Source organism: Kitasatospora sp. NPDC058406 (assembly GCF_042722765.1).
Classification (GTDB): Bacteria; Actinomycetota; Actinomycetes; order Streptomycetales; family Streptomycetaceae; genus Kitasatospora.
Genome location: NZ_JBHXKE010000051.1, coordinates 35,605 through 42,614, shown reverse-complemented (window position 1 = coordinate 42,614; position 7,010 = coordinate 35,605). Strand labels below are relative to the sequence as shown.

The following is a 7,010-nucleotide window of genomic DNA, read 5'->3' as shown; positions in this document are numbered from 1 at the left end:
GCCTACGCGGTAACTCAGGGCCATGTCACCCCGGGGGGCTCGGGGCCTTCTGGGGTCCCCCGGCGCGACACCTCGCCGACCGCCTGCGGACAACAGAAGTGGCCATCATGCGTATCGTCCTGCTGCACATGCCCTGGGGCGCGATCGACGTGCCGTCGCTGGCGCTCGGGATCCTGCACACCGCCGCCGCACGCGCCGGCCATCAGGTCGAAGTGCGGTACGCCAACCTGGACTTCGTGGACTGGGCGGCCTCGACCGCGGGCTTCGGCGTGGACGACTACCAGTACTTCTCCGAGAAGTCCTACTTCCAGGGCGCGGGCGACTGGGCGTTCGCCGGTGCGCTGTACGGTGATGACGGCCCGGCCCCCGGCGTCGACGGCGGCCTCGACGGCGACAGCAACGGCGCCGGCGACAGCGATGTCGAGTTCGCGAGCTACTTCGAGCACCTCGCCGCCAACGGCGCGAGCGAGCAGGACATCGCCCTGACCCGGGCCACCCGCACGATCGCCCCCGCCTTCATCGACCGACTGGTCGACGAGCTCGCCGCCGACCCACCGGACCTGGTCGGCTTCACCACCACCTTCCAGCAGAACACGGCGAGCCTCGCCGCCGCGAGGGTGCTCAAACAGCGGTGCCCGCAGGTGCGCACGGTGTTCGGCGGCGCGAACTGCGACGGTCCGCAGGGCGCCGCGCTGCACCGCAACTTCCCCTTCCTGGACTACGTGGTGCGCGGCGAGGGCGAAGCCGCCTTCCCGGCGCTCCTGGAGGGCGGCGACCTCTCCGCCGTCCCCGGGCTGTGCTGGCGTGACGACTCCGGGACGTCGACGGCCAACGAGATGACGAAGCGCCCGCTGCCGCCCTCGGCGATCCTGACGCCCCGCTACGACGGCTTCTTCGAGCGGCTCGACGCCTCCGTCGCGGCCGGCTGGGTCGATCCCAAGCTGGTCCTCGAAGGCTCCCGGGGCTGCTGGTGGGGCGAGAAGCACCACTGCACCTTCTGCGGGCTCAACGGCTCCTCGATGGAGTTCCGCTCCAAGCCGCCGGCGGACTTCCTCGCCGAGGTGCTCACGCTCGCCGAACGCCACCAGCTGCTGGACGTCTACGTGGTCGACAACATCCTGGACATGGGCTACTTCGACACCGTCCTGAAGTCGCTGGCCGAACTCCCGGTCGATCTGCGGCTGCACTTCGAGATCAAGGCCAACCTGCGCCGCCACCAGTTCCAACTTCTCGGCGACTCGGGCGCGGCCCAGGTGCAGCCCGGCATCGAGAGCCTGAGCACCCGGGTCCTGCGGATCATGGACAAGGGGGTGACGGGCTGCCAGAACGTCCGTGCGCTGCGGGACGCGCAGAGCGCCGGGGTCTCGGTCAGCTGGAACTACCTCTACGGCTTCCCGGGCGAGCAGCCGGCCGACTACGAGTCGGTGATCGGCCAACTTCCCGTGCTGCACCACCTGGACCCGCCGACCGGGGCGGGACGGATCGCGATCGAGCGGTTCAGCCCGTACTTCGACCGCCCCGAACTGGGCTTCGCGATCACCCGGCCGGCCTTCCAGTACCGCGCGACCTATCGCCTTCCCGAGAGCGAACTGGCCCAACTGGCGTACGTGTTCACCGCACCGCCGCGCGGGATCGGCGGCGACCTCGCGGAGCGTCTGAGCGCGGCGGTGGACACCTGGATCGCGCGGTTCCCCGACAGCCGGCTCAGCTACCGGGACGCGGGCGGGCGCATCGTGCTCGTCAACACCCGGCCCGGGTACGACTGGCGGGTGGTCGAGCTGACCGATCCGGTGGAGCTCGCTGCCTTCCGGCTGCTGGCCCAGCCCCGCTCGACCGCCACGCTGGCCGCCAAGGTCCCCGGCGGCGCGGCGGCGGTCCAGCCCGTGCTGGAGCGCTTCACCGCGCTGGGCCTGCTGTTCCACGACGGGGACAGCTTCCTTCAGGTCGCCGTCGAGTCCGACAACCAGGTGCTGATGCGGATGCAGCACCGGCACGGCCCGGCCGCCGCCCGTCCTCGTACCGAGGAGGTGCTCGATGCCGTCACGATCGGCTGAACGGACCGACGCCGCCTGGCGCGCAGCCGACCCGGAGGTCGAGCTCTGGCTCGACTACGACCCGGCCGCCAGGGAGTTGCCGGGCTTCGCGCTCGGTCGCCGCACCCTGTCCGGCCCGGCGCAGGCGGAGGTGACCGAGCTGCACCGCGCCGGGGTCCGCTGCCTGCGGCTGACCGAGCCGGTCCGGCTCTGTGCGGACGCGCCGGCGGCCTCAGCGCGGGCGCTGATGCTGCTGCGCGAGGCGACCGGACAGGGGTTGGCCGTGCTCTGGCAGGCGGTCTGCACGGACGGCTGCGCGGCGCAGCGCCGCTTCCACCACCTCTACCCGCCCGAGCGGTTGACCGGCGCACCGGAGGACGTCGTCGCCGACTGGCGCGCCACGTACTTCCCGAGCAAGTGCGTCTTCCGGCGCGGGCCCGGCTTCGTCGAGGTGCGCGACCGCCGGTTCGGGATGCTGGAGCTGTTCACCATCGACGAGCCGGGCCACCTGGCACAGGTGGACGCGCTGGCCGAGGGTGTCGAGATCGGCCGGCTGCCGGACGCCGTCCACCAGGACTTCGCCGTGGCCGGTCTGATCGCCGAACAGGCGGGCCGCGCGTGGTTCCTGCCCATGCGGGTCCGCCGCTGGCCCTTCCCGTCACTGACCGTGTAGTTGCGAGAGTTCGAGTCCGAGGAGAGATCCATGACCACCGCGGTCGACGACGCCGCCTCACGGATGTCCGCCTTCATCCGCGACCCCTACCCCACGCTCGCCCGGATCCGCGAGGCCGGCGCGGTCTCCGTCGTGGAGTTCGGCGAGGGCCTGCCGGTCTACCTGGTGACGCGTTACCAGGACGTCCGGGCCGCGCTGATGGACCCGCGGTTCGGGCAGGACGTCCGCCGCAGCCAGGCGATCGCGAGCGGGCGGGGCTCCGGCCTGACGCTCGGCTCGGAGGTCGTCCACATGCTCAACAGCGACCCCCCGGACCACACCCGGCTGCGCCGGCTGATCCAGGGCGTCTTCACCCGCCGGCGCGTCGATCAGATGCGACCGCTGGTCGAGCGCATCACCGACGGCCTGCTCGACGGGCTGCGCGGGCGGGAGACCGCCGACCTGGTGACGGACTTCGCCTTCCCGCTGCCGATCATGATCATCTGTGAGCTGCTGGGCTTCCCCCCGGAGGACATGCAGGACTTCCGCACCTGGTCGACGGCGATCCTGACCCAGGGCGGGGACATGTCGTTCCACCAGGCCACCACCGAACTCAACGACTACTTGCGGGAGTTGATGAAGGACCGACGGGCGGCGCCGCGCACGGACATCCTGACCGACCTGGTGCAGGCGTGCGACGCCGGCGAGCTCACCGAACAGGAGGTGTTCTCGATGGTCTTCCTGCTGCTGATCGGCGGTCACGAGACCACCGTCAACCTGCTCGGCACCGCCACCCTGGCACTGCTCCACCACCCCGACCAGCTCGCCCGTCTGCGCGCCGACCCGGCGGCGATGCCGGTCGCGATCGACGAGTTCCTGCGCTACGAGTCCCCGGTGAGCATGGCCACACTGCGGTTCACGAACGCCGACGTGACGGTCGACGACGTGGAGATCCCGGCGGACGAGCTGGTGCTGCTCTCGCTCGGCGCGGCCAACCGGGACCCGGCCCGCTTCACCGATCCCGACCGGCTGATCCTCGACCGGGGCGATCCGGGCCACCTGGCCTTCGGGCAGGGCCTGCACCGGTGCCTCGGTTCCTTCCTCGGCAAGCTGGAGAGCGAGGTCGCGCTGACCGGCCTCCTGGAGCGCTTCGAGCGGATCGAGCTGGCCGCCGCGGAGGAGACCCTGCCCTGGCGCAACACCATCATGCTGCGCGGCCTGGAGTCGCTGCCCGTCTCGCTCGATGGCTAGCGGCGCGGGGACGGGCGGTACGGGGACGGGCGGCGCGGGGACGGGCGGTACGGGGGCGGGCGGTGCGACGGGGCTGTTGCGGTTCCGCCCCCGGATCGGCGTCGCGCCGCTGCGCTCGCGCGGTTACCGGCTGCTGGTGATCGGGCAGGGCACCTCTGAGTTCGGCAACGCGTTCCAGGTGGTCGCCCTGCCACTGCTGGTCTACTCCCTCGCCGGCGGCGCCCGTCAGTTGGGCCTGGTGGTGGCCGCCTACGGCGCGGGACGGCTGGCCGCCACCCCCCTGGGCGGGGTACTCGCCGACCGGTTCGGCGCCTGGCGGGTGATGCTGGCCGCCGACCTCGTCCGGCTGCTCGCCACCGCCGGGCTGTGCGCGGTCGCCGCCGGCGGGGCGGCGGAGTTCCTGCTGATCGGCGGGCTCGCGCTGCTGGTCGGCCTCGGGGCCGGGGTGTTCCTGCCGGCCGCCTGGGCGATCACCCCGACCCTGCTGCCCGCCGAGGACCTCCACGCGGGCAACGCCCTCAGCAGCACGGTCACCTTCGGCGCCGGTCTGCTCGGTCCGGCGGCGGCCGGCCCCCTGGTCGCCTGGCTGGACCCGGCCGCCGCACTCGGCCTGGACGCGGCGACCTTCGCCGTGTCGACCGTCACGCTGCTGCTCATCGGCCGCGGCAGCCTCGCCGCACCGCCCCGACCGATCTCCGAACGTTCGTCCGTGCCGAGGAACTTCCGCGCCCTGCTGCGGGAATCGCCACTGCTGCGCGCGGTACTGACGGTGACGGTGATCGCGAACCTGACCGTGGGCGGCGCCACCAGGGTCGCCCTGCCGACCCTGGCCACCGACGGCTTCGCCGCCGGTGCCGTCGGGCTGGGCATGCTGCTGGCCGCGTTCACCGGCGGCGCCCTGGTCGGCGGCCTGTTCGCGGCCGGTCTCACGGAGTTGCGCTCGCGGGGCCGCACGGCGATGCTCTCCGGCCTGGTGATGGGTGCGGCGATCGGCCTGGTGCCGTTCACCGGCCTCGTCGGCGCGGTGCTGCTGCTCTGCGTGGCCGGCGGCGCCAGCACGGTGACCAACGTCCTGGTCGTCACCGGCGTGCAGAAGAACACCCCGCCCGCGCTGCTGGCCCGGGTCATGGCGGCCATCACCTTCTGCGCGCTGGGGGTCTTCCCGCTGTCGGTGATCGCGGCCGGCGCGGCGGTGGAGGCGTTCGGGAGCCGGGGGGTGTTCGCGACGACCGGGCTCTGCCTCCTGGGCGCGTTCGGGTACGCGCTGACCAGGCGCGAGATCCGCGCGCTGTGAGGCCACCACCCCCGCCGGCGTCGACCGCCCCCCGCCGACGTCGTCAGTCGACCGGAGCGGTTTGCCCGGCCCTCCTCCTCACCGCGTACGGCAGGAACTCCCTCGACGGCGAGGGCGGCCCGCCGGGGCCGCGGATGTGAACCCGCCGCCCCTCGGCCCCGGCCGGTAGCCACCTTTTTGTGCGTACTGGGCAACGACGTGCGGCGCGACGAGACTGGTCCCCAGGAGGACGGAAGGAGATGACAGCAGGTCAGGAGGCCGACAGTTCGACCTGTCCGACCTGTCCGACCCGCCCGGCCTGCTCCGCCGTCATGCGGTCGAGGCGCTCGTGGCCCAGGTCGGAGACCGGGCCGAGGGCGTCGGAGAGCCGGCGGCCGAAGTCGGTCAGCGAGTAGACCGTCTTCAGCGGAAGGACGTCGTGCACCTCGCGGTGCACCAGGCCGTCGGACTCCATCTCACGCAGGGCCTGGGTGAGGACCTTCTCGCTGATCCCGGGCAGCCGTCGACGGATTTCGGCGGGGCGCTGCGGTCCGGCCTCCAGTAGCCAGAGCAGGGACGTCTTCCACTTGCCGTCGATCACGGCAATCGCGGCGGTCACCCCGCACACGTTCGGGTTCACGGCCTGGCTGCGCGTCATCTCTTCCCCCCGGGGTCGTCGTTGTCCACCACCATGTCTACAGGAGATGAAGTATGCCCACCAACCACACCCGTCCCACCGTCACCGTGCTCGGCCTCGGGCCGATGGGACGCGCCCTGGCCGGTGCCTTCGTGGACGCCGGCGTCCGCACCACGGTCTGGAACCGCACCCCCGGGCGGGACGCCGCGCTGGTCGCCCGGGGCGCGGTGAGCGCGGCCACGGCGGAGGAGGCCGTGGCGGCGAGCGAGCTCACGGTCATCTGCGTGGTGAACTACGACGCCTCGGACGCCGTGCTGCACCGTGAGGAGGTCGGGGCCGCGCTCAAGGGCCGGGCGGTGGTCAACCTGACCGCCGACTCGCCGGACCGGGTCCGGTCCACGGCCGCGTGGGCGGCGGAGCACGGCGTCGAGTACCTGGACGGCGCCATCATGACACCGGCCCCGAGCATCGGCACGCCGGAGGCGGTCTTCATCCACAGCGGGCCGGCCGACCTCTACGAGCGGTACGCGCCGGTGCTGGCGGTGCTCGGCGGTACCCACACCCACCTCGGCGAGGAGATCGGCCGGGCGGCCGGCTTCGACATCGCGCTGCTGGACATCTTCTGGACGACGATGGCCGGGTACGTGCACGCGCTGGCACTGGCCAGGGCGGAGGGGATCAGCGGGCGGGAGCTGGCGCCGTTCGCCCAGGGGATCGGTGCGATCCTGCCGCCGCTGTTCGCGGAGTTCGCCGAGGACTTCGACAGCGGCAGCTACTCGGGCGCGATCAACCCGCTCACCTCGGGGGTCTCCACCATGGCCCACGTCGTGCACACCGCGGAGTCGCACGGCATCGAGTCCGGGGTGATGCGCGCGGCCGAGGGTCTGGTCCGCCGGACCATCGCCCTCGGCCACGGCGAGGACGGGGTGAGCCGCCTCGCCGAGGTGCTGGGCCGACGCTGAACCCCGGCGGACCGGCCCCCCGGCCACCCGCGCGCGACAGCAACCCCGAGGGCCCCGGACCCGAGCGGGCAGCACCACCAGCTCGGCGAGGAAGACCGGGCCGACCCCACCGGCCCGACCCTGCCGCGGCCGGTGGCCGAGCGGAAAGGGCGAAGCTGTTCAAGCGGGTCGCGCCCGGCATGGTGAAGCTGCTCGGCCGTCA

At 72.7% G+C, this 7,010-nt stretch carries 6 protein-coding genes; 5 read left to right on the top strand and 1 reads right to left on the bottom strand.

Annotated features, from left to right (window positions below; all coding sequences use genetic code 11):
- Window positions 1-107: 107 nt before the first annotated feature.
- The 4 genes from ACFWOG_RS12895 to ACFWOG_RS12880 are packed head-to-tail and all read left to right on the top strand — an operon-like array spanning window position 108 to window position 5,230.
- Complete coding sequence (locus tag ACFWOG_RS12895) at window positions 108-2,054, top strand: RiPP maturation radical SAM C-methyltransferase (RefSeq protein WP_380357639.1); 1,947 nt, start codon at window positions 108-110, stop codon at window positions 2,052-2,054.
- The gene (locus tag ACFWOG_RS12890) at window positions 2,035-2,706 is read left to right on the top strand and encodes a DUF5825 family protein (protein WP_380357636.1); all 672 of its coding nucleotides are present in this window, start codon (window positions 2,035-2,037) and stop codon (window positions 2,704-2,706) included. Before ACFWOG_RS12895 ends, ACFWOG_RS12890 begins: the two co-directional genes overlap by 20 nt.
- Window positions 2,707-2,736: 30 nt before the next feature.
- Window positions 2,737-3,936: a cytochrome P450 gene (locus ACFWOG_RS12885; protein ID WP_380357633.1), complete on the top strand. Its 1,200-nt coding sequence runs from the start codon at window positions 2,737-2,739 to the stop codon at window positions 3,934-3,936.
- Window positions 3,929-5,230, top strand: coding sequence for an MFS transporter (locus tag ACFWOG_RS12880; RefSeq protein WP_380357628.1), 1,302 nt, complete (start codon window positions 3,929-3,931; stop codon window positions 5,228-5,230). Before ACFWOG_RS12885 ends, ACFWOG_RS12880 begins: the two co-directional genes overlap by 8 nt.
- Before the next feature lie 250 nt (window positions 5,231-5,480).
- Here ACFWOG_RS12880 and ACFWOG_RS12875 read toward each other — a convergent pair whose 3' ends face one another.
- Window positions 5,481-5,867 carry a winged helix-turn-helix transcriptional regulator gene (locus ACFWOG_RS12875; protein ID WP_380357625.1) on the bottom strand — a complete coding sequence of 129 codons (387 nt, stop codon included), beginning with the start codon at window positions 5,865-5,867 and terminating at the stop codon, window positions 5,481-5,483.
- A gap of 53 nt (window positions 5,868-5,920) precedes the next feature.
- On the opposite strand from ACFWOG_RS12875, the gene ACFWOG_RS12870 reads away from it, so the two are divergent.
- The gene (locus ACFWOG_RS12870) at window positions 5,921-6,808 is read left to right on the top strand and encodes an NAD(P)-dependent oxidoreductase (protein ID WP_380357623.1); all 888 of its coding nucleotides are present in this window, start codon (window positions 5,921-5,923) and stop codon (window positions 6,806-6,808) included.
- The last annotated feature ends 202 nt before the right edge of the window (window positions 6,809-7,010 follow it).